This is a genomic window from Amycolatopsis sp. WAC 01416 (assembly GCF_003947485.1).
Classification (GTDB): Bacteria; Actinomycetota; Actinomycetes; order Mycobacteriales; family Pseudonocardiaceae; genus Amycolatopsis.
Map to the genome: position 1 here is coordinate 1 of NZ_QHHX01000015.1, position 24,227 is coordinate 24,227.

25 protein-coding genes are annotated in these 24,227 nt (G+C 68.3%); 13 read left to right on the forward strand and 12 right to left on the reverse strand.

Going from position 1 to position 24,227, the window contains the following annotated elements; genetic code table 11:
• Nucleotides 1-151: 151 nt before the first annotated feature.
• Nucleotides 152-907: a thioesterase II family protein gene (locus DL990_RS38175; protein ID WP_125801587.1), complete on the reverse strand. Its 756-nt coding sequence runs from the start codon at nt 905-907 to the stop codon at nt 152-154.
• 162 nt (nt 908-1,069) lie between these two features.
• Between DL990_RS38175 and DL990_RS38180 the strand changes: the two genes are divergently transcribed.
• Entirely contained in the window at nt 1,070-1,447 is a 378-nt protein-coding gene (locus tag DL990_RS38180; RefSeq protein ID WP_125783015.1) for a hypothetical protein, read from the forward strand.
• On the opposite strand, the gene DL990_RS38185 is transcribed toward DL990_RS38180, so the two are convergent.
• A complete protein-coding gene (locus tag DL990_RS38185; RefSeq protein WP_125801588.1) occupies nt 1,423-2,307 on the reverse strand; it encodes an alpha/beta fold hydrolase in 885 nt (294 codons plus the stop codon). The two genes, DL990_RS38180 and DL990_RS38185, sit on opposite strands and share 25 nt — an antisense overlap.
• A gap of 58 nt (nt 2,308-2,365) precedes the next feature.
• Here DL990_RS38185 and DL990_RS38190 point away from each other — a divergent pair, with 58 nt between their 5' ends.
• Together DL990_RS38190 and DL990_RS38195 are read left to right on the forward strand one after the other, a co-directional pair.
• Nucleotides 2,366-3,202, forward strand: coding sequence for an AraC family transcriptional regulator (locus DL990_RS38190; RefSeq protein ID WP_125801589.1), 837 nt, complete (start codon nt 2,366-2,368; stop codon nt 3,200-3,202).
• 74 nt (nt 3,203-3,276) lie between these two features.
• Complete coding sequence (locus DL990_RS38195) at nt 3,277-4,134, forward strand: fructosamine kinase family protein (protein WP_125783021.1); 858 nt, start codon at nt 3,277-3,279, stop codon at nt 4,132-4,134.
• Nucleotides 4,135-4,170: 36 nt separating this feature from the next.
• Here DL990_RS38195 and DL990_RS38200 read toward each other — a convergent pair whose 3' ends face one another.
• Entirely contained in the window at nt 4,171-4,854 is a 684-nt protein-coding gene (locus DL990_RS38200; RefSeq protein ID WP_125801590.1) for a TetR/AcrR family transcriptional regulator, read from the reverse strand.
• 92 nt (nt 4,855-4,946) lie between these two features.
• Between DL990_RS38200 and DL990_RS38205 the strand changes: the two genes are divergently transcribed.
• Nucleotides 4,947-5,672: an SDR family oxidoreductase gene (locus DL990_RS38205; RefSeq protein ID WP_125801591.1), complete on the forward strand. Its 726-nt coding sequence runs from the start codon at nt 4,947-4,949 to the stop codon at nt 5,670-5,672.
• Between the two features lie 19 nt (nt 5,673-5,691).
• On the opposite strand, the gene DL990_RS38210 is transcribed toward DL990_RS38205, so the two are convergent.
• The 3 genes from DL990_RS38210 to DL990_RS38220 form a co-directional block, all read right to left on the reverse strand.
• The gene (locus DL990_RS38210; protein WP_125801592.1) at nt 5,692-5,907 is read right to left on the reverse strand and encodes a hypothetical protein; all 216 of its coding nucleotides are present in this window, start codon (nt 5,905-5,907) and stop codon (nt 5,692-5,694) included.
• Between the two features lie 227 nt (nt 5,908-6,134).
• A complete protein-coding gene (locus tag DL990_RS38215; protein WP_125677397.1) occupies nt 6,135-6,398 on the reverse strand; it encodes an amphi-Trp domain-containing protein in 264 nt (87 codons plus the stop codon).
• Between the two features lie 81 nt (nt 6,399-6,479).
• Complete coding sequence (locus tag DL990_RS38220) at nt 6,480-7,076, reverse strand: SUMF1/EgtB/PvdO family nonheme iron enzyme (RefSeq protein ID WP_125801665.1); 597 nt, start codon at nt 7,074-7,076, stop codon at nt 6,480-6,482.
• A 52-nt stretch (nt 7,077-7,128) separates the two neighbouring features.
• On the opposite strand from DL990_RS38220, the gene DL990_RS38225 reads away from it, so the two are divergent.
• Nucleotides 7,129-7,764 (forward strand): GNAT family N-acetyltransferase, encoded by a 636-nt coding sequence (locus DL990_RS38225; protein ID WP_125801593.1) that lies wholly within the window; start codon nt 7,129-7,131, stop codon nt 7,762-7,764.
• Here the strand turns inward: DL990_RS38225 and DL990_RS38230 are convergent.
• The gene (locus DL990_RS38230; protein ID WP_125801594.1) at nt 7,697-8,842 is read right to left on the reverse strand and encodes a Cmx/CmrA family chloramphenicol efflux MFS transporter; all 1,146 of its coding nucleotides are present in this window, start codon (nt 8,840-8,842) and stop codon (nt 7,697-7,699) included. The two genes, DL990_RS38225 and DL990_RS38230, sit on opposite strands and share 68 nt — an antisense overlap.
• 382 nt (nt 8,843-9,224) lie before the next feature.
• Between DL990_RS38230 and DL990_RS38235 the strand changes: the two genes are divergently transcribed.
• Nucleotides 9,225-10,304, forward strand: a complete 1,080-nt coding sequence (locus DL990_RS38235) for a dihydrodipicolinate reductase (protein WP_125783033.1) — start codon at nt 9,225-9,227, stop codon at nt 10,302-10,304.
• The gene (locus tag DL990_RS38240) at nt 10,301-10,780 is read left to right on the forward strand and encodes a carboxymuconolactone decarboxylase family protein (RefSeq protein ID WP_125783035.1); all 480 of its coding nucleotides are present in this window, start codon (nt 10,301-10,303) and stop codon (nt 10,778-10,780) included. Before DL990_RS38235 ends, DL990_RS38240 begins: the two co-directional genes overlap by 4 nt.
• Before the next feature lie 122 nt (nt 10,781-10,902).
• Here the strand turns inward: DL990_RS38240 and DL990_RS38245 are convergent, their stop codons facing one another.
• The gene (locus DL990_RS38245) at nt 10,903-12,444 is read right to left on the reverse strand and encodes a GMC oxidoreductase (RefSeq protein ID WP_125783037.1); all 1,542 of its coding nucleotides are present in this window, start codon (nt 12,442-12,444) and stop codon (nt 10,903-10,905) included.
• A 219-nt stretch (nt 12,445-12,663) separates the two neighbouring features.
• On the opposite strand from DL990_RS38245, the gene DL990_RS38250 reads away from it, so the two are divergent.
• The 3 genes from DL990_RS38250 to DL990_RS38260 all read left to right on the forward strand — a co-directional run bounded on the left by DL990_RS38250 (nt 12,664) and on the right by DL990_RS38260 (nt 16,921).
• Nucleotides 12,664-13,026: an RNA-binding S4 domain-containing protein gene (locus tag DL990_RS38250; protein ID WP_125783039.1), complete on the forward strand. Its 363-nt coding sequence runs from the start codon at nt 12,664-12,666 to the stop codon at nt 13,024-13,026.
• A 131-nt stretch (nt 13,027-13,157) separates the two neighbouring features.
• Entirely contained in the window at nt 13,158-15,476 is a 2,319-nt protein-coding gene (locus DL990_RS38255; RefSeq protein WP_233620695.1) for a cellulose binding domain-containing protein, read from the forward strand.
• The gene (locus tag DL990_RS38260; protein WP_125801595.1) at nt 15,473-16,921 is read left to right on the forward strand and encodes a cellulose binding domain-containing protein; all 1,449 of its coding nucleotides are present in this window, start codon (nt 15,473-15,475) and stop codon (nt 16,919-16,921) included. Before DL990_RS38255 ends, DL990_RS38260 begins: the two co-directional genes overlap by 4 nt.
• A gap of 44 nt (nt 16,922-16,965) precedes the next feature.
• On the opposite strand, the gene DL990_RS38265 is transcribed toward DL990_RS38260, so the two are convergent.
• A complete protein-coding gene (locus tag DL990_RS38265) occupies nt 16,966-17,706 on the reverse strand; it encodes a class I SAM-dependent methyltransferase (protein WP_125801667.1) in 741 nt (246 codons plus the stop codon).
• A 113-nt stretch (nt 17,707-17,819) separates the two neighbouring features.
• Here DL990_RS38265 and DL990_RS38270 point away from each other — a divergent pair, with 113 nt between their 5' ends.
• Entirely contained in the window at nt 17,820-18,392 is a 573-nt protein-coding gene (locus DL990_RS38270) for a TetR/AcrR family transcriptional regulator (protein WP_125801596.1), read from the forward strand.
• Nucleotides 18,393-18,621: 229 nt separating this feature from the next.
• Here DL990_RS38270 and DL990_RS38275 read toward each other — a convergent pair whose 3' ends face one another.
• From DL990_RS38275 to DL990_RS38285, 3 genes are all read right to left on the reverse strand, one after another.
• Nucleotides 18,622-19,455 carry a bifunctional 5,10-methylenetetrahydrofolate dehydrogenase/5,10-methenyltetrahydrofolate cyclohydrolase gene (locus DL990_RS38275; protein ID WP_125801597.1) on the reverse strand — a complete coding sequence of 278 codons (834 nt, stop codon included), beginning with the start codon at nt 19,453-19,455 and terminating at the stop codon, nt 18,622-18,624.
• Nucleotides 19,452-20,075 carry a cyclodeaminase/cyclohydrolase family protein gene (locus DL990_RS38280; RefSeq protein WP_125801598.1) on the reverse strand — a complete coding sequence of 208 codons (624 nt, stop codon included), beginning with the start codon at nt 20,073-20,075 and terminating at the stop codon, nt 19,452-19,454. Before DL990_RS38280 ends, DL990_RS38275 begins: the two co-directional genes overlap by 4 nt.
• 121 nt (nt 20,076-20,196) lie before the next feature.
• Nucleotides 20,197-21,027 carry a peptidoglycan-binding protein gene (locus tag DL990_RS38285; RefSeq protein WP_125783049.1) on the reverse strand — a complete coding sequence of 277 codons (831 nt, stop codon included), beginning with the start codon at nt 21,025-21,027 and terminating at the stop codon, nt 20,197-20,199.
• Between the two features lie 164 nt (nt 21,028-21,191).
• Between DL990_RS38285 and DL990_RS38290 the strand changes: the two genes are divergently transcribed.
• Both DL990_RS38290 and DL990_RS38295 read left to right on the forward strand, forming a co-directional pair.
• Nucleotides 21,192-21,647, forward strand: coding sequence for a hypothetical protein (locus DL990_RS38290; protein ID WP_125783051.1), 456 nt, complete (start codon nt 21,192-21,194; stop codon nt 21,645-21,647).
• A gap of 189 nt (nt 21,648-21,836) precedes the next feature.
• The gene (locus DL990_RS38295) at nt 21,837-24,170 is read left to right on the forward strand and encodes a chitobiase/beta-hexosaminidase C-terminal domain-containing protein (protein ID WP_199746779.1); all 2,334 of its coding nucleotides are present in this window, start codon (nt 21,837-21,839) and stop codon (nt 24,168-24,170) included.
• Nucleotides 24,171-24,227: the final 57 nt, after the last annotated feature.

Sequence of the window (24,227 nt, forward strand, 5' to 3'; positions counted from 1 at the left end):
ACCTGGCGATGATCCCGCCACCGCCGACCACCACCCTGCCGCGGTGGCAACAACGGCTCGATCACCGCCCAGGCCTTATCCGTCAACTCACCACGACCAACCACACCCGCAATCCAACCGAACCGCAGCTAGATCACTTACAGGACACGCCCTAGGCGACTTCCGGCTCGACGCCGACGAAGGCCGCCCGCAGTCTGCGGATCCGGGCCCAGAACTCGGCCTCCCGACCGGGCTGGAGAACACCTAGATACCCGCCCGGGACGACGCGGCCGACGAATGGACCGGAAGTCCACACCCGCCAGCCGCCCGTCGCGTCGTCACCCGAGGCGGACGCGGGATCGTCGGTCCCGCGTATCGCCGCGATCGGGCATGAAAGCCGTGTTCTGGCAGGCCCGCGGTAGGCATTCAGCAATTGGAGGTCGCCCAGCAGTAGATCCAGGGCGTACTCCCAGCTTTCGGGCGAATCGCGATAGCCCGCGACAGGGGTGAGCCCGGTGCGGCCGAACACCCGGCCGATGGCGGACGCGCCCGCCTTGGCGGTCTTTTCCGGTGAGAGCCGCTGCGGGGCACACGCGTCCACGACGATCAGCGCGCCCGGGGAGACGCCCAGCCGTTGAGCGGTTTCCAAGGCGACGAAGGCGCCCATTCCGAAACCGATGATCACAGAGCGGGAAAACCAGGCCCTCGGTGTCGCGCCGGCCACGAGAGTGGCGAGTTCTTCGAGGGACGACGCAGGCGTGTCCGCGAGTCGATCCCCGTGGCCGGGATACTCGACGCCCCAGACGTCCGCGCCCGCCGCCCCGGCGAGCGGACCGAAGGTCTGAAGTGTGCCGCCGGCGGGCGGAAACAGCAGGTGGCCGGGGCCGCGACTGTCTGATGTGGACAGTGGAATGAATGCGGCCTTCATGATCCGAAAGATACGCGCCGTTAACCCGAATGGGGTAACGGTTCGGCTTCGACCAAGATCAATTCACCCACCAGGGGGAGCTTTCTTCGAGAAGGGCGCCCGGCTGTGTCGTATCTGGCGCTCCCCGTTCGACGTCTTGTTAAGAGCCGGAAGGAGAAAGCGATGAACACCACGACACTGGCCTCGACCACGCGGCTGAACCCGGTGGGCCGCACCCTGCCGGTTCTGCTGGCGATGGAGGACGACGCGGAGGACGTCGGCCGCCTGGCCCCGGACGACCGCCTGACCTGCCACGTGCACGGCCGCTGGATCCACCAGTGCGTCGCTTCGCCGCTGCACGTCAACCCGATCACCCGGCACCGCTGGTGTCGTTCGTGCGCGACCGCGTTGACCGTTTCCGTCGACGAACTATCCGGCGACGTCACGATGTCCTGTCCTCGCTGCGGCCACGGCGAAAGCGCCGCCTCGGCCAAGCTGATCGCCGCGTGCCGGGCCAGCCTGGCCGCCGCTCGCCGTCACTCCGGCGCACGGGCCGCCTGACCGGCCCAGTCGAGGACACGCTTGATGACCAGTTCGCGGTCGTCCGGGCGGAAATAGAGGTAGTGTCCGGCGTCCGGCAGGATTTCGACGTCGGCATGGGGGAGCAGGCTTTCGAGTCTCGCGGCGGCGGCGGCCGAATCGTGTACGGCGCTGCGGCCGCCGAACAGGGCGAGGGTGGGAATTTCGATGGACCGCAGCGCCTCCTCACTGGGGAGGACTTGGAACGGCACCCGCGCGCGGTAGCACCGGATTCCCGCCAGTACCAGTTGGGCGGCGGGCTGGTCGAGGATGTCCTCCCCGGCGGACCACGTCACGAAACGCCGCCACAGGCGGTCGCCGTCGAGTAATGCCGCCGGCAAGCCGTAGCGGAACACTTTCCGGGCGAACGGTGCCGAAACGGTGGTCGCGTCCAGCAGTGTGATGGACGCGAGCCTGCCGGGTGCGTGGATCGCCTGGTTGGCCGCGTGCCAGCCGCCGGTCGAACCGCCGACGAGATGCACCGAGGGCAGCTCAAGGCTTTCGAAAACGTCGTCGATAGCGCTCGCGCGGTCACGGATGTCCTTGAACGGTGCCCTTTGCACGCTTCGGCCCGCCTCGCCGAGCGTGTCGATCGCGTAGACCGCGTGCCGGACCGCCATAGCGGGAAGCAGCGCCGCGAAACAGGCGGAAGTCGCCAACAACCCCGGCAGGAGGGCGATCGGCGGGCCCTCACCGCCGTAGCGGTAGACCCGCGTGCTGCCATGCCGGGTCTCGACGTCGAAGACTTGGGCCGGCTCCGGGCACTCGGCCATGGCGCGGTCGTAGGCGGCGAAATAACGCTTCTCGGCCGCCGGATTTCTGAAACCTCCGATTTTCGTCATGCTCCGGACGTTAGAACGGAGCCGCGTTCCCGGTCTTGAACGAAAGTAAGCTGGCGGCATGGGCGGTTGGGGTCTCGTGACACCGCGGCAGGACCTCCTTCGCGCACCCGGCGAGCGGATCCTCCGGTGGCCGCATCCCCGCCTCGCCGCTCACGTGTCGAGCTACGTCGCGCACGACCTTCCCGACGCCGGCGCGAACTCCTGGCAGGTCACCCCGCTGTCCGTGCTCACCTGGATGATCGACTTCGAAGCCCCGGATCGCGGTCCGGAGATCCCGGATTCACCCGTACTGGGATTGCGTGACGGGCCGCTGCGTCTCGAGCAATCCGGCGCTTCGCGCGGGATCCTCGTCACGCTGACCCCGCGCGGTTCGTACGCGTTGTTCGGGATCCCGTTGCGGGAGTTGACGAACGCGGCGGTCGCGGCGTCCGACCTGCTGCCGGCCGAGCTGTTGACCGAACAGTTGGCCGAGGCTCCGGACTGGCCGGAGCGCTTCCGGCTGCTGGACGAGTACCTGGCGGCGAGGCTCGCCCACGGTCCCGGACTGGCGGCCCCGGTCCGATACGCGTGGGACCGGCTGTCCGCCGGGCCGGTCCGGGTCGACGCCCTCGCCCGCGAGATCGGCTGGAGCAGGCAGCATCTCAACGCCCGGTTCCGTGAACAGATCGGGCTGAATCCCCGCACGGTCGGGCGGATCGCCCGGCTCAATCGCGTGCTGGCGCTGATGAACCGGGAGCCATCTCTTTCGTGGGCGGAGGTCGCGTACTCGGGCGGGTACAGCGATCAGGCGCATCTCGTCCGTGAGTTCCGGGCGTTGACCGCATGCAGCCCGACGGAGGCCGGGAAACCGGGGCTGTTCGTGTGGGCAGGACCGCTCTCCCCTCGAAAAAAGTGAAAGCGCGTGGAATTCCCCGAACCGGCGCTCCAGACAACGAGCGTTCACTCGATCGGCGGAGGTAGGTTGCGGGCATGACCCTGGTTTCGACGCCTGCCGAGGCTGCCACGCGGATCACCGGACGAGCCGTCGCAGAGCAGAGGAGTCTCTCCAGCGGAGTGACCGAAATGGTGCTGGACAGCGGCGACACGGTGGTCGTCAAACGGGGGCATGCCCGGACCGCGACGGCCGCGGAGGCGGCGGGGCTGCGTTGGCTGGGTACGCCCGGCGCCGTGCGTGTGCCCGAGGTCCGTGGTCACGACGGCGAATGGCTGGTCACGGAACTGGTCGGTGGTGGTCGGCCGACACATCACGCGGCGGAGCGGCTGGGGAGGGGGCTCGCGGCGTTGCACGCGGCCGGAGCGCCCGCGTTCGGCGCCGCGCCGCCGGACGGGCCTGTCGACGCGTGGATCGGCTTGGCCCCGATGGTGAACACGCCGGGGGAGGACTGGCCGCGGTGGTATGCCGAGCACCGGGTCCTGCCCTATGTCCGCCGTGCGGTCGACGAAGGCACTTTGAACGCTGACGAAACCGCTGTCATCGAGCAAGCCTGCGCGCGGCTCCCGGAGGTCGCCGGTCCGGCCGAACCTCCGGCCCGCCTGCACGGCGATCTGTGGAACGGCAACGTGCTGTGGGGTGCGGTCGAGGCCTCGCTCATCGACCCGGCCGCGCATGGCGGCCATCGCGAGACCGATCTGGCCATGCTGCAGTTGTTCGGCTGCCCGCTGTTCGACCGGGTGCTGGCCGCCTACCAGGAAGTCGCCCCGCTCGCCGACGGCTGGACCGACCGGATCGGTGCGCACCAGCTGTTCCCGCTCCTCGTTCACACCGTCCTTTTCGGACGGTCCTATGCCGGGCAGGCGGTCGCGGCGGCGAAGGCTGTCGGCCGGTAGCGACGGCCGGCCGGTACGTCTCGAGCTCGTTTCGCCTCACTTGCTCGATCGCGCGAGCCGGTCGAGCCATTCGGCGAGCATCGCGTGCTCGGCCGGGGTCAGGACGTCTCCATGTTCCTTCTCCAGTGCGGCTTTGAGCGCGATCGCACGGCTCGGGACGGCTGAATCCACTTTCGCGCTGTCGGTGGTGATCGCGGCGATCACGTGTTCGCGCGCGGCGATGATCAAGTCCGGATCGCGGTGCCCCGGAGGGCTCGCGAGGAAGGAGAGGATCACGCCCATCCCGGTCGCGTGCACCAGTTGCGCGGCTTGCTCGACAGGGACGCGCAGCCTGCCGGCCTCGGCGATGCGTTCGACGATGCGGCGGAGCATCGCGTCCGCCTCCTGGCGTGCCTCGCGGACACGGGGCTCGCCGTACATGAGCAGGTAGAAAGCCGGCTGGTGCAGGCCGAACTCGACGTGCAGGTCCCAGCCTCGCCGGAGGTCGCGTACCGGGTCGTCGGTTTCGCCGAGGGCGTGTTTCCCCTCCAGGTAGCTCTTGAAGCCATACGTCGCGACCGCGTCGAGAAGGCCGTCCTTGTCGCCGAAGGTTCGGTAGAGCGTCGGCGCCTGAACTCCGGCGGCGGCGCTGACCGCACGCGTCGACAACGCGTCCCGTCCGCCTTCCCGCAGGAGTTCCGCCGCCGCGCGGACCAACCGGTCTTTCGTCGTCAACGTCATGTATCGACGATAACACCGATCCGGTAGCGATGGTTCGTTATCGATGATACGGTGATCGGGTTAGCAACGGAAACGCTTGATGGGAGCACGTCATGACACGGGTAGCGATCGTCACCGGCGGGTCGCGGGGCATCGGCAGGCAGAGCGCCGAACGGCTGGCGTCCGACGGATTCGCGGTCGTCGTCGCATACGGCGGCAACAAGGACGAGGCGCAGGCCGCGGTGGAGGCGATCACCGACGGTGGAGGTCAGGCGATCGCGGCGCAGGCCGACGTCGCCGACGAGCAGGCTGTCGCCGCCGTGTTCGACACGGCGGAGAAGACCTTCGGCGGTGTCGACGTCGTGGTCCACGCCGCGGGCACCATGTATCTCGCGCCGGTGGCGGAACTGGATCTCGAGCGGCTGGACAGCTTGCACCGCACCAACATCCGCGGCACCTTCGTGGTCGATCAGCAGGCAGCCCGCCGCGTTCGTGACGGCGGCGCGATCATCAACTTCTCCACGTCGGTGCTCGGTCTCGCCCTCCCGGGGTACGCCGCCTATGCCGCCACGAAGGGCGCGGTCGAGGCGATCACCCTCGTCCTCGCCCGTGAACTGCGCGGCCGCGACATCACCGTGAACGCGGTCGCCCCCGGCCCGACCGCCACAGCACTGTTCCTGGACGGCAAGGACGAGGAGACCATCGTGAGGATGGCGGCGCAGCCCCCGCTCGAACGCCTTGGCACCCCGTCCGACATCGCCGAGGTCGTCTCGTTCCTCGCCGGCCCGGCCCGCTGGGTCAACGGCCAGGTGCTTCGCGCCAACGGCGGCATCGTGTGAGCTGATCTGCTACGACCGCTCACGACTCCCGTGGTTCCGTGTCGTCCACCCCGATCCCGCGAAGGTCGGCCGAGCTGAACACCGCGTCCGACCGCTCTCCGAGCAGAATGCCGAGCACCAGGTCCATCGTGTCGACGGAGGACTCCCGCAGCTTGTCGCACAGGTCGCGGCTCCGGCCCATCGATGCGAGCACAGGGCCGTCCTGCCCGGCCCGCTCCAGGACTTTGAGGAGCAATCCGCCTTCGAGGAAAGTCTGGCGCCTTGATCTCCAGGTGGTTCCGGGCCGCGCTTGAGAACAGCATGAACACGGCGGAGCCGCCGGTCCTGTCGGAGATGCCGTCCCAGGTCGGTTTCGAGTCCGAAGAGCGACTCCGGCCCCTTGACCACCGGCGAACCGTAGTGACGAAGCGGACGGGCCCGCCAACGAAATACGGGCCCGTCCAGTCCTTTATGGACAGAAGATCAGACGACGGTGCCTTCGGAGTCGTCGTCGGAGTCGGTCTCTTCGATCTTCCACTTCAGCTGGAACTCGACCTCTTCCTCGCCGTCACCGCGTTCGTGCTCGATCGAGAACTGCGCGCGGGCGGGGACGCGGAACCGTTCCCCGGCGATCTGGATGCGGAACGAGGTCTCGGACTCGAGCGCGTCGGCGAGGCGGCGCAGTTTCGCGACGACGTCGGCGGTGGAGTAGACGCGTTCGACGTCTCGGGGAGCGGTTCCGGTCACGGTTTCCTCCAGGGTCCGACACCCTGGCCGGGTGTCCGTGGCGTCATTCAATCGTGTGATCATCGCGTCCGGTCGGCGGGGTCACAGTGACCGGGCGAGGCGGAAGCCGACGTCGTCGACACGGAACGTCGGGTGACTGCGGCGCCGCACCGAAGCCCGGCAGCTCCAGTGCTCGTCGAACCAGCCGCCGCCCCGCAGGACCCGGTATTCGCCGTACACCTCGGCGTCGTACACGTCCCAGCACCATTCCCAGACATTGCCCAGCATGTCGTGCAGTCCCCACGCGTTGGGCGCCTTCCCGCCGACTTCGTGCGCGGACTCCGCCGAGTTCTCGCGGTACCAGGCGATCTCGTCGAGTGGTCCGTAGCGAGGGCCGGTCGTGCCGGCGCGGCAGGCGTGTTCCCATTCCGCCTCGGTGGGCAGGCGGTAGCCGTTCGCGGTCCGGTCGCAGGTCGACGAATCCAGCTCATAAGCGGGGGTGAGGCCTTCGCGCTGGGACAGGGTGTTACAGAGTCGGAGGGCGTCCGTCCACGAGATGTCGACGAGGGGAAGCCGGCCGGGCTCGCGGGTGACCGGAACCGGCGCGAGCAGGAACGACGCGACATCGACAGCCCAGCTCCGCTGCGTGCGCCGGTCCGAAAGCGTTACCTCGCCCGCCGGCACAGTGATCATCTCCATGGTCTGGCCGATGTTACCCAGGCCGAGGCCGCCGGTACGCCATGATGGGCGGGTGCCTCTGCTCATCGAGCCCGCCCTGCCCGCCGGTACGTTCCGGTCGATGCCGCAGCCGTGCCTGATCGTCGACGACAGGCTGGTGTTGCGACCTTGGTGCGCTGACGACGCGGAGGACGTCGAAGCCGCCTTCGCGTGTCCGGCCATCCAGCGCTGGCACGTCCGCCGTGTCGACGGAGCGGACGAGGCCCGCGAGTGGATCGCGGGCTGGGAACAGCGCTGGACGGACGAGACGGACGCGAGCTGGGCGGTGGTCGACGCGCGCGAAGACCGGCCGGTCGGGCAGGTCGGTCTCCGCGCCCTCTCGCTTTTCGAGGCTTCCGCACAGCTGTCCTACTGGGTTCTTCCCGCCGCCCGCGGCGCGGGGATCGCGGGCAGCGCGGTGGCGGCGTTGACGCGGTGGGCGTTCGAAACCGTCCGGTTGCACCGGTTGTTCCTTCTGCATTCCACCGCGAACGCCGCCTCCTGCAACGTCGCGGGCAAGGCCGGATACCGCCTCGAAGGCACCTTGCGTTCTTCGATGCTGCACGCGGACGGATGGCACGACGTCCACCTGCACGCGCGGCTCAGGAGCGGATCAGCACCTTCCTCCCCAGGACGAGCAGAAGCGGAACAAGGGCGATCGCCGCGCTGATCCAGATGGCGTGCCGATAGTCCCCGGTCGACTCCGTGACGAGACCGGCGAGCACCGGTCCCAGGAACGCGCCGGTGTTGAGCGCGACCGTCGCGAACGAACCACCGAGCGTCGGAGCTCCTGGAGCCACGTGCATCACCCGCGCCACGAGCGCGGAACCGCAACCGAACGACAGTCCACCTTGGACGATCGTCACGAGGAACAGGGCGACGGGCTGCGCGCCGGTCACCGCCAGCACCGCCCAGCCGACCGGAAGGACGCACAACGCGAGTACCAGGCCGCTCCGGAGTTCGCCGTCGCCCGTGCGGCCCGCCACCGTGACGCCGAGGAAAGCGCCGACACCGAAGGCCGCCAGCAACCCGGAAACCGCCCCGGCCGGAAGGCGGGCGACATCCGTCGCGATGACCGCGAGGAACGCGAACGTCGCGAAGGTCGCGCCATTGACCAGGGCGGCAAGGACCATCGCGTGTCGGACCGGAGGCGTTTTCAGCTCCCGTGCTTCGCGCTTGATCGAGATTTCCCGCGGGCCTGCCGCGTCGGCGGGTGCGGAGCGGAACACCAGAACCAGCGCGGGAAGGCATAGCGCGGCGACCGCCCAGAACGCGGAACGCCAGCCCGCGAGCTCACCCAGCACGGCTCCGGCAGGTACACCGGCGACACACGACAGCGTGATCCCCGCCAACAGGACCGCGGTCGCCCGCGTCTGCTTTCCCTTTGGTGCCAAAGCGATCGCGACGGGCATGGCCACGGCGAGGAATCCCGCGTTGACGACCGCCGCGACGACCCGGGTGCCGAACAGCAGCGGAAAACTCGTCGTCACGGCGCCGATGACGTGCACCACGACGAAGGCGGTCAGAAACCCGGCCAAGGCCCGGCGGCGAGGCCAGCGCGCGCTGAGTACGGCCATGGCCGGGGCGCCGACGATCATTCCGACGGCGTAGGCCGAGGTCAGCGCGGCGGCCGCGCCCACCGGGACGGACAGTTCACCGGCGATTCCCGGCACGAGACCGGAAGCCATGAATTCGGAGGTGCCTTGCGCGAAGACGGCAAGGCCGAGGACATAGACGAACAGGGGCAACGGACGACTCCCATGGAGAAAGTGAGCAGGAGGAAGCCGTGCGCGAGACAGGGAGAAACCCGGCCGGACGCACGGAACAGCGCTCCGGTCACCGGGAAGCGAGAGGGCCGATGCCTAACGGCCGGATACGACGACTCGCCGCCGGTCGACCGGCGGCGGGGTTCTGTCCGACTCGGGGCTCGTCACGGGAGCGCACATTACACACGGTCGTCGGCGGGTCTCAACCCCGTTGCCGGTCACCGACGAAAACGAGGCCGCGTTCCGCGCACCGGAACGCTTTCGTTGCCCACTCGAATGAACCCGAGTAATGCGTTCTGACCTGCGGTTTTCGTGATTGTTTCGGTACTGGGAACCGACCTTCGATTCGGTTAACCTCGACTTCATGATTCCCACAGTTGTCTGGGGTACAGGCAACATCGGCCGCGCCTCCATCCGGGCCGTCGACGCGCATCCGGCGCTGGAACTCACCGGTGTGCTCGTGCACGATCCCGCGAAGGTCGGTCGCGACGCGGCCGCACTCGCGGGAGTCGACGGCGATTCGGGTGTGGCGGCGACCGATGACGTCGAAGCGGTTCTGGCGGCCGGGCCGCGCGCGGTGGTGTACGCGGCGTCCGGCGACATCCGGCCCGCCGACGCGCTGGCCGACATCGTCCGCGCGATCCGGGCGGGAGCGGTGGTGGTGACCCCCGCGCTCTACGCGCTGTACGACCAGCGCAACGCGCCGGAGGAGCTGCGGGAGCCGATCCTCGCGGCGATCGCGGAAGGCGGCGGTTCGCTGTTCGTCTCCGGCGTGGATCCGGGATGGGGCAACGACATCCTGCCGTTGCTGATCAGCGGGCTCGGCACCACCGTGGACGCGGTCCGCTGCCAGGAGATCTTCGACTACTCCACCTACGACCAGCCGGATTCCGTCCGCTACCTGGTCGGGATGGGGCAGCCGATGGACTATCAGCCGCCGATGCTGGCCCCTTCGGTGCCCACGATGGTGTGGGGCGGGCAAGTGCGGCTGATCGCCCGCGGCCTCGGGGTCGAGCTGGACGAGATCCGCGAGACGCTCGACCGCCGTCCGCTCGAGGAAACCGTGACCACGCGGGCGATGGGCGAGTTCGAAGCGGGCACGCAGGGCGCGGTCCGGTTCGAGGTGCAGGGGATCGTGGACGGCGACCCCCGCATCGTCATCGAGCACGTCACCCGCATCCACGCGTCGTGCGCGCCGGACTGGCCGATGCCGCCCAGCGGCGACGGGGCGCACCGGGTGATCATCGAAGGCCGCCCCAGGATCGAAGTCTCGGTCGAGGCCACCGACGAGGGCGAGAACCGGTCCGCCGGCGGCAACGCGACCGCGGTCGGCAGGCTGGTCGGCGCCATCGACTGGCTCGTGGACGCCAAACCAGGCCTCTACGACGCATTGGACGTCCCCTTGCGACCGGCGACCGGCAAGCTCGGAAGGAGCGCGCGATGATCATCGACATTCCCGAGGGCAAGGACCCGATCGGCTACGTGTGGGGCGAGATGGTGCCCGGTATCGGCGTCGCGGCCTCGAATCTGTCCCTGGCGGTCTACTCGCACACCACGCTGGGGCTCCGCGAGTTCGAGGCGGCCCGGTTGCGGATCGCGCAGATCAACGGCTGCGTCTTCTGCCTGGACTGGCGGACCGAACGCGACGGGGTGAAGGTCGAGGAGGAGTTCGCCGACGCGGTGACCGAGTGGCGCACCACCGGCGCGTTCGACGAGCGGACCCGGCTGGCCGCCGAATACGCCGAACGCTACGCGCTCGATCATCACGGCATCGACGACGAATTCTGGAAGCGAATGGGCGAGCACTACAGCCAGAAGGAAATCGTCGAACTGAGCATGAGCATCGGTTCCTGGCTCGCATTCGGACGGCTGAATCGCGTTTTGGGAATCGACACCGTCTGTGTTCTGCCGAAGTTTTAGGCCGTGAGAAGTACATGAAGGACCCCTTCCTGTACCTAGGCGCAAGGATGGGGTCCTTCATGTACTAGGGAAGGGGCCCTTCACGGGCCTGCGATCCCGGCCCACTCACGGACCGGCCGGCGTCACAGATCGGTGGCGACGATCTTTTCGATATTCCGTTCCGCCAAGGCGGTGATGGTGACGAACGGGTTCACCGAGGTGTTGCCCGGGATCAGCGCGCCGTCGATCACGTACAGGCCCGGATATCCGTGGAGCCTGCCGTAGTTGTCGGTCGCCTTGCCGAGCACCGCGCCACCGAGCGGGTGGTAGGTGAGGTGGTCGCCCCAGATCTTGTACACGCCGAAGAGGTCGGTGCGGTAGATCGTGCCTTCCTTGGAATTGATCTTGTCGAAGATCGTCTTGGCCATGTTGATCGACGGTTGTTTCCAGGCGGTCTGCCAGTTGAGGTCGACCTTGTTCGCGGCCGCGTTCCACGAGAACGTCGCCCGGTTGGGGTTCTTGGTGATCGACAGATAGAACGACGCGTAGGTCTCGATGCCGGTCGGCAGGGGGGCGACCTCGGCGAAGGCGCCGCCCGCGGCCCAGTTGTCGATACCGGCGGTGGGGATGGACGACTGCAGTGCCCCGGTGGCGTCCCACATGTGGTTGGCCCGGCCGCACATGACGTTCCCGTTGTCGCCCCAGCCCTTTCCGACCTCGTTGTGGAGGTTGGGCAGCGCGCCGGTGGCCTTGAGTTTGACCAGGAGTTTGCTCGTGCCGACACTGCCGGCGGCGAAGAACACCTTGTCCGCTGTCACGGACTTGGTCGCGGTCACCGTGCCGCCGGTGTTCAGCTGCTCCATCACCACGGTGTATCCGCCGCCGGACGCGGGAGTGACCGAGGTGACGCGGTGCAGGGCCGAGATCGTCACGCGACCGGTGGCCTTGATCCGCGGGAGATAGGTCTGCTGCAACGATTTCTTGCCCGCGTTGTTGCCGTAGAGGATCTCCCCGGCCAACGCGGACCTCGGAACCGTGCCCGCCTGCTCCTTCTTCATGTAGTCCCAGTCGTAGACGTCCGGGACGAACAGGAACGGGAACCCGGAACGCTGCGCGTGTTTCCGGCCGACCCGCGCGTACTGGTAGCACTCGGCCGTTTCGAACCAGTTCGGATCGATGGTGGCGACGCCGAGGCCCGCGTTGGCGCGTGGGTAGTAGACGCCGTACATCTCGTCGGCGTTGACCGTGGGCAGGACCGCGCTGAAGTTCTCGCGCTTCGGCGTGACGGCCATCCCGCCGTTGACCAGCGAGCCCCCGCCGACGCCGCGGCCCTGGTAGACGGTGATACCGCTGAACTCCTCGGCGTCGAGGATGCCGGTGTGGCGCGGGACGTCCTTGTCCAGCGGGAAGCCGAGGAAGTTACTCAGCGGCTGCTTCGTCCGCGTGCGCAGCCAGAAGGACCGGTAGTCCGGGGTGGTGGTGTTGGCGAAGATCTTGCCGTCCGTACCCGGGGTGTCCCATGCCATGCCGAGTTCGACGAGGTGGACGTCGACGCCGGCTTCGGCCAGCCGGAGGGCGGCGACGCAGCCGCCGTAGCCGGACCCGATGACGAGCGCCGGGATGCGAGCGGCGTCGGCGATCGAGCTTTTCGCGTAAGCGGTCCCGCCGAGGGCCGCGGCTCCCAAGATAGAACCAGTTCCAGTGATAAAGATGCGGCGGGATAACTGTCCGGAAGCGCTTCTCCACATGGTTTCGTCGCTCACGTGATCTTCCTCACCGTTGAGGGATTTAGAACAAGTTATACCTGTGGCTATGTCGGGTGGCAATAATGGTGGGACTTCTTTCCGTGTACTTGGGGCAGGCAGGCGGGCATCGCGACGGCGGATGGGCCACTATGTACTGCTGTGGAGTCCACTCGAGTTGATCGCTGGCTGTGGGCCGTCCGGCTGACCAAGACGCGTCCGGACGCCGCGGCGGCGTGCCGCGGCGGCCATGTCCGCGTGAACGGCAAACCGGCCAAACCCGCGACCACGGTCGTGGCCGGTGACGAGGTCCGTGCACGGGTCAACGACACGACGCGGATCTTGGAAGTGACCCGGGTGATCCAGAAACGGGTCGGTGCCGCCGACGCCGCGACCTGTTTCCTCGACCGGACGCCCCCGCCGCCACCCGAGGCCACGGTGCCGGTCGCGCGACGGGAGCGGGGTGCGGGACGTCCGACCAAACGGGAACGCCGCGTGCTCGATCGCTTCCGTTCGGGAGACTAGGGACCGCGGCTCGTTCACATACATGGACGTTATTCACATCCGTTGACGGGCGACATGGACGTGAACTATAAAGACGGGGTCCGGGTGTACACGCCGCAACACCTTCCGTCAGTCCGTCACGGAGGTTTCGGGTGTCCCGAAAAAGTCCTCTTCGTCGTGCCGTCCTCCCGGCGGTCGCCGCCGTGGTCGCCATCGCCGCAATCCTGCAGGTGCCGCCCGAAGTGGCGGACGCGGCGCCGGGGCCCGGCGCGCTGACCGGCCTCGACCTCGGCGCCGTCGGTCGCCGCGCGCCGGTCGCGGGGCTCTACGACTGGTCCAAGGCCGGGTACCGGGGTGGCGCCGCGCTTCCCGGCTCCGGTGAAGTGAATCCGAACGCCACCTGCCAGGTCACCGCGGCGGAACTGGCGAGCCAGTACAACGTCAAGCCCGACGACGGCGTCGACGACACGAACGGGATCCAGGCGGCGATCGACGGGATCAAGAGCGCGTGCTCGCCGTCCGGGAGCTACACCAAGCTGAGCACGATCACCTTCCCGGCAGGGCGGTTCGATGTCACGCACGAGATCCACGTCGACGCCGACTACCTGATCCTGCGTGGAGCGGGCAAGGACGCCACCAAGTTCGTCTACAAACCCGACGCGAACACCCTCTATGACTCCCTCACCCCGGACGGTTCCGACTGGGACGAGGACGGGATGACCTCCGGCGCGGGCAAGGGCGGCTGGCTGTGGCCGGGCCGCGGGCTGTTCCGCGTCCAGTCCAGGGGAGTGCACACGTCCTACGCGAGCGACTACGCCTCGGCGCCCGCCAACCGCAAGGACATCTTCGAGGGCACGATCAACGTCCATTGGAAGGCAGGCGTGAAGCTGCGGGGCAAGCCGGGGGACACCGCGTTCGCCGCGCGAATGGGGGACAAGGTCGTCCACCTGGCGAGCAGCGGTGCCCTGACCTCGCTCGCCGCCGGGAACCTGGTCAACATCCGGGCGGCCAACTCCCAGAAGTTCTACGCGCAGCAGCAGGCCACCCCGACCACGTTCCCGCTGCTGAACATGCACATGCGCCAGCAGATCTTCACGGTCGCGGCACTCGACACCACGGCACGCACCGTCACCCTGGACAAACCGCTCGAGTACGACGTGCCGGTGAACTCCACTTCGGACGGTTCGGCCCCGATCGACGGCGCCACGTACGACTCGAAGGCGGCACCGCTGGTCGACCCGGTGGTCGGCGTCGGTTTCGAGAACCTCGGGTTCACGCAGGACATGCCGGGCTTGAATCCCGCCGAGGCGAACAACAACTACGGCAACATGGCGCCCGCCGCGGAGATGCACGGGATCGTGTTCAAGTGGGCGGCGAACTCCTGGGTCCGCGGCATCCGCGCGGATATGACCGGTTCGCATCCCATCGTCACCGAGGAGGCCAAGAACCTCCAGATCGTGGACAACGAACTCAACGGCTCATGGAACAAGGGCAAGGGTGGCAACGGCTACTTCCGCGGCTCACGGGTCTGGGATTCGCTGTACGCCGGGAACACTTCGACCCTGTTGCGGCACTTCACTTTCCAGTGGTCCGCCTCGGGCAACGTCGTGATCGGCAACTCCTTCGACTCCGACCTGAACCTCCACGGAGGCTGGGAGCGCAACAACCTCTTCGAACTGAACACGGTCAAGGTCCCGTACGCGCACCGTTCGGGGAACTGCCGGGCCAACTGCGGTGAAGAGGGCGGAGGCGGTCCCGACGACTCGAACTGGTTCCCGATCTGGTGGGGCGCGGGCAAGAAAGCCGTCAAATGGTCGGGTGCCACCGGCTATCGCAACGTGTTCTTCAACAACGCCATGACCAAGCAGCTCGCGGACAACGGCCCGTATAGCGACTTCTACGCCGACCGGCACCGCATCCATGTCTTCGGCTGGGACGGCGCCGCGTACAAGCACCTCGACGTCGGCGGCACCCCGATCGCCGACTGGGCGAAGAACGAGCAGCGGGACTACACCGGAGGGCACGGGGTCGATGCGACCAAGACCGACGCCGCGTCGTCGCTGTTCCTGAAGTCCGTCGACGGGACTCCGCCGTCCTCGACGACGGGTCAGACCTCCACCACGACCACGCCGACCACGACCAGCCAGACTCCCGGTGCTTGCCTGAACGCGACGTTCACCCGTAAGTCGGTGTGGGACAGCGGGTACGGCGGCGGTTTCACCGTCACCAACAGCTGCTCGGCCGTGGTGGGTTCGTGGGCGGTCGAGTTCGACCTGCCCGCCGGGACGACGATCACCGGTTCCTGGAGTTCGGTGCTGACCAAGACCGGGCAGCACTACCGGTTCGGGAACGCGACCCACAACGGAAGCGTCAAACCCGGAGGCACGGCGACGTTCGGCTTCAACGCCGCCGGTCAGGGGCTCCCGGTCGCGTGCACGATCGCCGGAACGAAATGCGGAGGCACGGAATGACGAGGAAACGACTGCTCGCCGCGATCGCGGCCACGGCGTCGGCGGCGGGCCTGCTCGGCGCCGTCGTCACCGCCGAGGCCGCCGCGCCCAGCCTGTCCGCCGCGTTCACCCAGAGCTCGGTCTGGGACAGCGGATACGGCGGCAAGTACACGCTGACCAACTCGGGGGACGCGAACAGTACACAGTGGACGATCGAATTCGATCTCCCCGCCGGCACCGCGATCACCACGTCGTGGAGTTCGGTGCTCACCCGCACCGGACAGCACTACAAGGTCACCAACGCGGGTTTCAACGGCACGGTCAAACCCGGTGGGTCGGCGAGCTTCGGCTTCAACACCTCCGGACTGGGCCTCCCGACCGGGTGCACGATCAACGGCAGCCCGTGCGGGGGAGGGGCGCCGACCACCACCACGGCGCCGACCACCACGACCACGAGCAAACCGCCGACGACCACCACCACGGTCCCATCGGGTGACGTTGTCGACGTGGGCACCGCGGCCGAGTTGCAGGCCGCGCTGGCCGCCGCGAGCCCCGGGCAGACCATCCGGCTGGCGGCCGGAACCTATCGGGGTTCGTTCGTCGCCACAAAGCCGGGGACGGCGGCCGCGCCGATCACGGTGACCGGACCGTCGACCGCGGTCCTGATCAACGATGGCCCGTCGGGGGAGGCGCCACCCTGTCCGGCTCCGACCGCGGGCTGGGACTCCGGGTACGGGTTCTGGCTCTACGGCGCGCCGTACTGGCAGCTCAAGGGCTTCACCGTGCAGGAGTCGAAGAAGGGCATCGTCGCCGACAACTCGCAGCACACGGTGATCGAGGGGGTGCGGGTGCACCGGATCGACGAGGAGGCCGTGCACTTCCGCCGTTCCTCGGCCGACAGCGTCATCCGCGACTCGACGATCAGCCACACCGGTCTCGTCCAGGCCGGCTACGGCGAGGGCGTCTACCTCGGCTCGGCGAACTCGAACTGGGCGTGCCACGGGAACTCCGGCGGAGTCGACCGTAGCGACCGGATCCAGGTGCTCGGCAATCACATCGGACCGTATGTCGCCGCGGAGGCCATCGATGTCAAGGAGGGCACCGCGGACGGCGTCATCCGGGGCAACACCTTCGACGGCCAAGGGGTTTCCGGGCAGAACTCGGCCGATTCCTGGGTCGACGTCAAGGGAACCGGGTACGTGATCGAGGGCAACACCGGCACCTTCGCCTCGCCGGGGACGTTCGCGAACGGCTACGAGACGCACAACCCCGGCACCACCCCGTCGTTCCCGAACGGCTGCGGGAACGTGTGGCGGAACAACAAGTCCGACCTCGGCGGCGTCGGCCAGTACGCCATCAAGATCACGTCGACGTCGAAGTGCTCGGAACGGCCCAACGTCGTCTACGCGTCCAACACCGTGTCGAGGGCGGTGAACGGGCTGACCAACGTCCCCGTCACGCCCTGACGGACGCCGGTGGCGGGAGCGGCGCGGCTCCCGCCACCGGCCGGTCAGTCCCGGACCGCGGTGATCGCGACGGTGGCGTAGCGCACGGTGAACCGGCCGCCCATCCTGTCGATCGCCGCTCCGACTTCGGCGAGGATTTCTTCTCGCACAACGGGTTCGACCCAGGTGAGCGAGCCGAATGTCGGGAGTTGATCGAGCCACTCGTCACGGGTGTAGACCCGTTCCCAGTCGTGACGACTTCGCGTCGGCTCGCCGAATCCGCTTGGTTCGCGCAGGCCGTCGGCGACCTTCGCGATGAGCGGTCCGTACGGGTCCGAAGGCTGCTTCGGCACGGTTTTGAGGTCGATCGGCGAATCCGGCACGAGCCGCCGGTACGCGTCCGCCAAGGCGTCGGCGACCTGGTCCGGTGGTTCGGGCACGTGCCAGAACGCGGCGAAGAGCCCACCGGGCCGCAGCACTTCGGCGGCCTTGACCGCGCCCGCGACCGGGTCGACCCAGTGCCAGGCCTGCCCGGAGACGAGCAGGTCGAACCGGCGTTCGGCGGGCTCCCAGGCTTCGAACGTCGCGACCTCGACGTCGATCCCGCTCCGGCGGGCGAATTCGGCCATCCGCGGGTCCGGTTCGATGGCCAGCACGTGACAGCCGGCCGCTTCGAACTGGCGCGCTTCGATCCCGGTGCCCGCGCCGACGTCGAGGACCTCGCGGCCGGGAGCGGCGCCGATGAAGTGGTCGATGAGTTCCGGGGGATAAGCGGGCCGGGTCCGGTCGTAGCGGTCGACGTCCACCCCGAAGGATTCCGCGGCCCGGCGATAGTGGTGGGGCTCCTGCCCCGAAGGTAGAGTGGGCATGCGCCCACCTTAAGTGGGCACTTGCCCACTCGTCAACGCAAGGGAGCCGTATGCCGACCGGGGTAGCCCTGCGCGCCGTCCGCGCGCAGCTGTTCGACGCCGCCGAGCGCGTCCTGCTTCGGGACGGGCCGAGTGGGCTCACCAGCCGCGCCGTGACCACGGAGGCGGACTGCGCGAAAGGTGTGCTGCACCGGCATTTCGACGACTTCGACGCGTTCCTCGCCGAGTTCGTGCTGGACCGGATCGAGAAGCTGGACGACAAGGGGCTTCGAGAGGCCGTCGGTATCGGAACGGTCGTGGACAACCTCACCGCGGCGCTCACAGCGGTGTTCGAGTCGGTCGCGGTCGCGATCGTCCCACTCGTGATCTTCCGCGACGAACTTCGCGCCCGATTGCGCCGCGAGTGGCCGGCCGGGGTCCCGGTGCTGACACAGGCCGCCGAGATGATCGCCGCCTACCTCGAGGCGGAGCGCGCGCAGGGCAGGATCGCCGAGCGTGCCGACGTCGAGACGCTCGCGGCCACGCTCATCGGTGCCGCACATCTGCTCTTCGCCGATCGCACGGGTGCCGCGCCGGAGACGGCGCAGGTGCGGAAGACCGTGGAAGCCGTGATCGGGACTTGACGAAGGCTAAGCCTGTGCCGCGAAAGCCACTTTCAGGACATCAGGCGTCCCGAAAGTGGCTTTCGCGACACGCTCCGGCGGCACCTTAGCCGACTGCTCCCGCTGACGTTGCGAAAGCCACTTTCGCAACGTTGAAGGTTGCGAAAGTGGCTTTCGCAACGCGCCACAAATGTCTTACCGCGCCAAAAAGCGGCGAGTCCTCAATGGACTCGCCGCCTGGCTCAGCGGATCAGGACTGCGCGGCGGTGACGGTGTGCCGCAGCAGCAGCGACGTCGTGACCGGACCGACGCCGCCGGGGACCGGCGTGATCGAACCCGCGATCTCCTCGACGGCCGCCTGGTCGACGTCGCCGACGAGCCCGCCTTCGGGAGTCGGGTTCGTGCCGACGTCGATCACCACGGCACCGGGCTTGACGTGGTCCGCGCCGACGAAGTGCGCGCGGCCGACGGCCACGACCAGGACGTCCGCGGCCTTGGTGACCGCCGCGAGGTCCTTGGTGCGGGAGTGGCAGACGGTGACCGTCGCGTTCTCGGCGAGCAGCAGCAGCGCGGCGGGCTTGCCGACCACGGTGGAACGGCCCACGACGGCGACCTGGGCACCGGGCAGGGCGACCTGCTCGCGCTTCAGGATCTCCAGCACCGCCGCGGCGGTGGCGGGGGCGTAGGTCGGGAGGCCGGCGGTGAGCCTGCCGAGGCTGACCGGGTTGGCACCGTCGACATCCTTGAGCGGATCGATGTGCGCGCCGACGTCGTCGAGCGTCACGCCTTCGGGCAGCGGGGTCTGGCAGATGATGCCGTGGACCGACGGGTCCGCGGACAGCTTGTCGAGTTCGCGGGTGACGTCCTCGCCGGAAGGCTTTTCGAGCTGGACCACCCGGCAGTCGACGCCGACCTTCTTCGCGGCGCGCTCGATCGAGCGCACGTACCAGGCGGTGGCGTCGTCGTCGGTCGGCACGAGCACGGCCAGCGTCGGGGCGGTGCCCGATTCGCGCAGCTTGGCGGCGGTCTCGGTGACCTCGGCGGTGATGGCGGCGGCGATCGCGCGCCCGTCGATCAGCGTCATCGGGCGATCCTCTCGCGAACCTCGGCGACGAGCGCGTCGGCGCGCCCGGCGGCGGAGACGTGCTCGGCGAGCCGGGCTTCGGTCTCCTTGCGCAGCTGCTCGTCGGACATCGACGCGAGGTTGACCTCGACGTTGACCACGGCCGATTCGAGCGCGGATTTGGCGGACGAGGCGGCGACCGCGATGTCGGAGATGACGTTGGTGTTGGCGCCTTCGAGGATCGAGGCGGCGACGGCGAGGACCTCGGCGGCGAGGGCGGCGGTGCGCAGCGGGACGTCGGCGGCGCCGACCAGTGCGGCCTGGATCGCGGCCGAACGGGCCTGCTTCTCCTCGTCGGTGGCCTTCGGGAGCTTGTAGGCCGAGACGACCGCGTCGAAGGCGGCGGCGCCGCCGTCGGCGAGGCCGAGCGCGCGACGGCGGAGGTCTTCGGCCTTGCCCAGCGCCTCGGTCATGGCGGCCTCGTGCTCGGCGTATTTCGGCTTGCCGATGGTCAGGTTGCACACCATGGAGACCAGGGCGGCACCGACCGCGGCGTTCATCGCGGCACCCGCGCCACCGCCGGGCGTCGAGGCCTTCGAAGCCAGCTCGTCGAGCCACTGACCGACCGGTTGAGCCTCCACGCGATGTTCCCTTCCCGCTGGTTTTGCCGTCGCGGGGAAGCCTACCCGGGGGTTCCCGGACAGCCCGAAGGCCACCTTCGCGGCGATCGACATCGACGAAGGTGGCCTTCGGCCAGCGGGATCAGGACCGCTGGTACTCCTCCCAAGTGAGCTTCGGCGTGACGGCGGGGCCGTCGTCGGAACCACGGCCGGCGAGGCCGTTGTAGCCGAGGTAGTAGTCGCCGGCCTGGTGCTGCGCACCGGAGGACAGGTCCGGATCGGACAGTGCGATGGCGTGGATGTGGTAGGCGAAACCCTGGGCCGGGGTCCGGACCCAAGCCGCGAAGCCCACCTGACGCAGCTTCCGTGCGACGTCGGTCCGCGTCGTCGACGACATGCCCTCGACACCGATGTCGAGCGCGCCGCCACCGTCGTGCGTCCCGGCCGAAGCGCCGACGCCGCCGGGGTTATACGAGCCCTGCGTGATGGTGAGCTGCCTGCCGAGCAGAGCCTCGGCCTTCACCAGCATCGCCTTGGTCCGGGTGTTCATCGTCTTGCCGTGGTAGGTCAGACGGCTACCCGCCGAGACCACCGCGGTGACGGTGTACCGGCCCTCGCCCAGCTTCTCGAGCGAGGTCTTGCCCGGCAGGCCGGAGGCGTCGATCCCGGTGTAGCCCAGCGACTTCTGGTAGCTGGAGTACCCGTTGATCGTCGAGGTGCCGAAGTGGCCGTCGACGTACTGCTGATCGAGCAATCCCTTGGCGGCCAGCGCCTGTTCCACCAGCAGCACACTGTCCTTGGCGCCAGGGGTCAACGCGCTGTCAGCGCGGCGCGGGTCGATCTGCGCGGCCTTGAGCACCGCTTCCATGCTGGCCGTGGGCAACGCGGTCACGGCCACTTCGGCGCCGGCCGGTGCGGCCACGCCGAAGGAGAGCGCGGTCGCTGTCGCGAGCACGGCTACCTTGGTCAACAATTCCTGCCTCCTGAACGGACTCGGTTGTCCGGTCAGCATGGGCAGCGCGAATACAAGGGCCGTACAAACGACCTTTGCCTTGTCGCCCGGTCGGGTGTCGCTTCGGCGAAATCGGGGAACGACCTGATAAGACTTCCGGTGGACGCCGAAAGGTCGAGACCCACATGGTGCTACGTACCCCGCCACCCTCAAGGGCTCATCTCAGACTGCTCGCGGCGGCGGACGCGTCCCCGCCGGGCCGGCGGCGGGACCGATACGGCGAGATCGCCGACCGGCGGCTGGCCGCGATCCTCGCCGCGGAAGACGTGGCGGAGGAACACGGGCTGAGCGCGCACGTCCGGACGACCTGTTACGTCCATCGCCGCTGGGTGCACCAGTGCGTTTCCGATCCGATGCACATCCTGGTCGTCACCGGCCACCGGTGGTGCCGCCGCTGCGATCGCACGGTGGACGTCGAGGTCGACGAGACCTTCCCGGGCTCGGTCGAACTCTTCTGCGACGGCTGCGGTGTCCCGCCGGACACGGCCGCGAACCGCGAGGTGCTCATGGCCTGCCGAGCCAGCCTGGCCGCCATGCACGGCGGGGAAGCCTCGACGCTCTACGTCGTCCCGGACCGCTGAACGGCACCCGATCGCCTCGTCCGATGACGCCGAACGGCCGTGTCCCATGCGGCCGTGCGGAGCAGTCAGTGGTTTGGACCATCACTGTTACCGAAGCGTGATCTGGACATATCGCACGGACGGCTACTTTGTTGTGGCGCGCAACGAATTGCTTCGCCCGTGGATTTCCAACGCCGGAGGTGTCACGACGTGGATCGGATCTTTGTGCAGCCCCAACGGCGGAAAAGGGTTCGTGGCGCGCTCGCCGCCGCCCTTTCCGCCCTCCTGATCACCGCCGGTCTCGGCGGTGCCACCGCCGCGGCCGCCGACTACAGCCAGAGTGCAGCGTCCTTGAACGCGAGTCAGGCGCAGTTCTCCTTCACGCCGGCGACGCCCGCGCGCTACGTCGACATCCACTACACCGGCGTTCCCGGCGTGGGCCAGCAGAACGTCCGCATGACCGACAACGGGGGCACGTGGCGGCACACCGTCGGCTCGCTCACGGCGGGCACGGTGCTCGACTACTGGTTCACGTACGAGAAGAACGGGCCGCAGTACGACACCCCGCATTTCGGTTACACCCATGGCGGAAGTGGCACGACCGTCGCCTCGCCGACGTTCGACCCGCCGGGCGGCAGTTATCCGAGCGCCCGCTCGGTGACGTTGTCGTCCGCGACCGCGGGCGCGACCATCCGGTACACAGTGGACGGTTCCACGCCGACCGCTTCGTCCACTCCGTACACCGGGCCGATCACGGTTTCCGCGTCCTCGACGATCTCCGCTATCGCGGTCAAGTCGGGCTCGGCGAATTCGCCGGTGACGTCGGCGAGCTACACGATCGGATCGACACAGGCGACCTGCCCGACGCAGGCCGAGGTCCCGGACTTCGGCCCGAACGTGCGGATCTTCGACCCCGGCATGTCGGCGGCGTCGATCCAGAGCAGGCTGGACGCGGACTTCAACGCGCAGAAGGACACGCTGACCGCGCAGTTCACCGAGCGCCGGTACGCGCACCTGTTCAAGCCCGGTGTGTACAACGGCATCCACGACAACGTCGGCTACTACACCTCCGTCGCGGGCCTCGGGCAGAACCCGGGCGACGTCGTGATCAACGGTGACGTGACCGTCGACGCCTTCAACGAGTCGGACAAGGGGGTGGCGCTGCAGAACTTCTGGCGCTCGGCGGAAAACCTCGCCGTGGTCCCGAGTAGCGGCTCCACTCGCTGGGCCGTCGCACAGGCCGCGCCGTTCCGCCGCATGGACATCCGCGGCGGGCTCCAGCTCTACCCGGCCAGCTACGGATTCGCCAGCGGTGGCTACACCGCCGACACCAAGGTCTCCGGGCAGACCGCTTCGATCTCGCAACAGCAGTGGTACACCCGCGACAGCAGCTACGGCAGCTGGGACGGCGGGGTCTGGAACATGGTCTTCTCCGGGACGAACGGCGCCCCCGCCAACACCTTCCCGAACCCGCCGGAGACGACGCTGGCCACCACGCCGGTGTCCCGCGACGTCCCGTATCTCTACCTCGACGGCTCCGGCAAGTATCGGGTCTTCCTGCCTTCGTTGCGCACCAACGCTTCCGGGCCGAGCTGGGCCAATGGCGGCACGCAGGGCAGTTCGCTGCCGATGAGCCAGTTCTACGTCGTGAAGGCGGGGGACACGGCGTCGTCGATCAACACGGCGCTCTCCCAGGGCTGCAACCTGTTCTTCACGCCGGGCGTCTACCACCTCGACCAGACGCTCAACGTGACGAAGGCGAACACCGTCGTCCTCGGTGTCGGCTACTCGACGCTGGTGCCCGACAACGGCGTCGAAGCGATGCGGGTCGCCGACGTGGACGGGGTCCGGATCAAGGGGCTGCTGTTCGACGCCGGAACGACCAACTCGCAGTCGCTGCTCACGGTCGGCCAGGCGGGTTCCACCGCGAACCACTCGGCCAACCCGACGACGCTGCAGGACGTGTTCTTCCGGATCGGCGGTCAGATCGCGGGGAAGGCGACGAACAGCCTGATCGTCAACAGCCGCGACACCATCATCGACCACATCTGGGCTTGGCGTGCCGACCACGGCAACGCGGGCACCTACGGCTGGACGGTCAACACCGGCGACACCGGGGTGGTCGTCAACGGCGACAACGTGCTGGCGACCGGTCTGTTCGTCGAGCACTACCAGAAGTATCAGGTGATCTGGAACGGCCAGAACGGCAGGACGATCTTCTTCCAGAACGAGATCCCTTACGACGTCCCGGATCAGGCGGGCTGGAAGAGTCCCAACGGGCTCAACGGGTACGCCGCCTACAAGGTGGGGGACAACGTGACCACGCACGAGGCGTGGGGCCTTGGCAGCTACTGCTTCTTCAACGACAACCCGTCGGTGAACCTGTATCACGCGTTCGAGGTGCCGAACCGCTCCGGCGTCCGGTTCCACAACATGGTGACGGTCTCGCTGAACTACAAGGGGACCATCACCCACGTCATCAACGACACCGGTGCGGTGACGCCACCGGGTACGACGCCGAGCAATCTGGTGAGCTACCCGTAACGCTTACCGAGGGCTGAAGGGCGCTTTCCCCGCGCGACATGCGAGGAAAGCGCCCTT

What these genes read in the sequence shown, in the direction of transcription:
- DL990_RS38175 (WP_125801587.1), bottom strand. Translation starts at nt 907, where the DNA reads ATGAAGGCCGCATTCATTCCACTGTCCACATCAGACAGTCGCGGCCCC.
- DL990_RS38180 (WP_125783015.1), top strand. Translation starts at nt 1,070, where the DNA reads ATGAACACCACGACACTGGCCTCGACCACGCGGCTGAACCCGGTGGGC.
- DL990_RS38185 (WP_125801588.1), bottom strand. Translation starts at nt 2,307, where the DNA reads ATGACGAAAATCGGAGGTTTCAGAAATCCGGCGGCCGAGAAGCGTTAT.
- DL990_RS38190 (WP_125801589.1), top strand. Translation starts at nt 2,366, where the DNA reads ATGGGCGGTTGGGGTCTCGTGACACCGCGGCAGGACCTCCTTCGCGCA.
- DL990_RS38195 (WP_125783021.1), top strand. Translation starts at nt 3,277, where the DNA reads ATGACCCTGGTTTCGACGCCTGCCGAGGCTGCCACGCGGATCACCGGA.
- DL990_RS38200 (WP_125801590.1), bottom strand. Translation starts at nt 4,854, where the DNA reads ATGACGTTGACGACGAAAGACCGGTTGGTCCGCGCGGCGGCGGAACTC.
- DL990_RS38205 (WP_125801591.1), top strand. Translation starts at nt 4,947, where the DNA reads ATGACACGGGTAGCGATCGTCACCGGCGGGTCGCGGGGCATCGGCAGG.
- DL990_RS38220 (WP_125801665.1), bottom strand. Translation starts at nt 7,076, where the DNA reads ATGGAGATGATCACTGTGCCGGCGGGCGAGGTAACGCTTTCGGACCGG.
- DL990_RS38235 (WP_125783033.1), top strand. Translation starts at nt 9,225, where the DNA reads ATGATTCCCACAGTTGTCTGGGGTACAGGCAACATCGGCCGCGCCTCC.
- DL990_RS38240 (WP_125783035.1), top strand. Translation starts at nt 10,301, where the DNA reads ATGATCATCGACATTCCCGAGGGCAAGGACCCGATCGGCTACGTGTGG.
- DL990_RS38260 (WP_125801595.1), top strand. Translation starts at nt 15,473, where the DNA reads ATGACGAGGAAACGACTGCTCGCCGCGATCGCGGCCACGGCGTCGGCG.
- DL990_RS38270 (WP_125801596.1), top strand. Translation starts at nt 17,820, where the DNA reads ATGCCGACCGGGGTAGCCCTGCGCGCCGTCCGCGCGCAGCTGTTCGAC.
- DL990_RS38275 (WP_125801597.1), bottom strand. Translation starts at nt 19,455, where the DNA reads ATGACGCTGATCGACGGGCGCGCGATCGCCGCCGCCATCACCGCCGAG.
- DL990_RS38290 (WP_125783051.1), top strand. Translation starts at nt 21,192, where the DNA reads ATGGTGCTACGTACCCCGCCACCCTCAAGGGCTCATCTCAGACTGCTC.